This window comes from Virgibacillus sp. AGTR, assembly GCF_016919725.2.
GTDB lineage: Bacteria > Bacillota > Bacilli > Bacillales > Amphibacillaceae > Virgibacillus > Virgibacillus salarius.
The window spans coordinates 1-1577 of sequence record NZ_JAJERH010000155.1; the positions used below are offsets into that span (position 1 = coordinate 1).

The 1577-nt window shown below is 35.3% G+C and carries 1 protein-coding gene; it reads right to left on the bottom strand.

The window, feature by feature from the left end:
* A partial coding sequence (locus JUJ52_RS22965) for an MFS transporter (RefSeq protein ID WP_205389754.1) occupies positions 1–1296 on the bottom strand: 1296 nt, incomplete at its 3' end.
* Between the last annotated feature and the right edge of the window lie 281 nt (positions 1297–1577).

Here is a 1577-nt window from a genome sequence, read left to right on the forward strand (position 1 = left end):
CTTTGTGATAACTTTTACCTTTTCAGCGTCATTGGTTAATCTTTTTGCATCTTCCATACCTTTTTCTATATTGACAAATTTAAGAAGAATAATTCCGCCAATAAAAAATATAACTAACGAAATGATTCCTATTCGACTTGAACCTGTAAGTTGCCCAACAAAGGCAAATAGGAAAGGGCCGAAGATTGCTGCAAATTTAGAAGAAATTCCGTAGAACCCGAAGAATTCAGCATGTTTATTATCAGGGACCATTCTGCCAAAAATGGATCTACTAAGTGATTGTGCTCCACCTTGTACCATACCAACACAAATAGCAAGTAGGTAAAAGTGGATCGCCGAAGTCATAAAATAACCTAATACTACAATCCCCATGTAGACGTATAATGAAAGCGTTAATGCTTTTTTAGCACTTATTTTCTTCGCTAACCACCCAAAGAAAAATGTAAATGGTATACCTACAAACTGTGTAATTAAAAGTGCTGCAATTAAACTGTTTCCATCAATACCTATGTCTCTACCGTATATTGTTGCCATTTTAATAATGGTGGATATCCCATCGTTATACATCCAAAATGCAAGTAAAAAAAGTAATAATTGCTTATAATGCTTTAGGTCTTTAAACGTAGAAGCTACTCTGGAAAATCCAATTGCTGCATAAGACTTTTCCCGCTTCACAACCTTCTTTTTCTCTTCTTTAATATTTCGAAATAGCGGAAGTGAAAATAGAAACCACCATAAACCTACGGAAGCAAAAGAAACTTGGCTTGCAACGGTAGCATTAGGTAGTCCAAACCAATCGAACTTTAATATCATGAGAATATTAATAGCTAATAATATTCCCCCACCTATGTAACCCCATGCGAAACCTGCTGATGATACTTTATCAATTTCCTGTTCTTCTGCTATTTCTGGTAAGAATGCATCATAGAATACATTACCACCAGAAAATCCAATTGTTCCAATAATTAACAAAAACGAGGCAAAAAGGTAATCACCTTCGCCTACAAAAGCAAGTAAAATACTTGCTAGCATACCCATGTAGGCAAAAAATCGTAAAAACTTTTTCTTAGCTGCAGAATAATCACTTATAGCTCCTAGAATAGGTGCTAGGATTGCCACAATTAATACAGCAATTGACTGCGAATATCCCCAAAAACTTGCTGCAAGATTCTCATCAACACCAACAGCTGCTACGTCGTAATAAAAAACGGGTAAAACTGCAGCCATAATTGTAGTTGCAAAAGCAGAATTCCCAAAATCATAAAGGACCCAGCTAAGGGTTGTTTTCTTCTTCATCTCCATCCCCCTTTCTGTAAAGAATATCAAAATTACCATCTATGCAGTACTACTTTTACAAAAATTTTAAAATAATTATCTATCGAGTAACCACCTTTACATCTCCCAGGATAAGAAAGGCTTCCGCAGCAATACATTGTACGTAGAAAAAGCGTTTCTCTTTTTTCATGGAGTTAACGTATTTTTTTACTGAGCTTTATAGTAATATTTGTTTTATCGTTCGACTTTTGGGTTAACTCTCTTAACTTCGTCCCAGACCCTTTTTTCAAAACCAGTTTAAG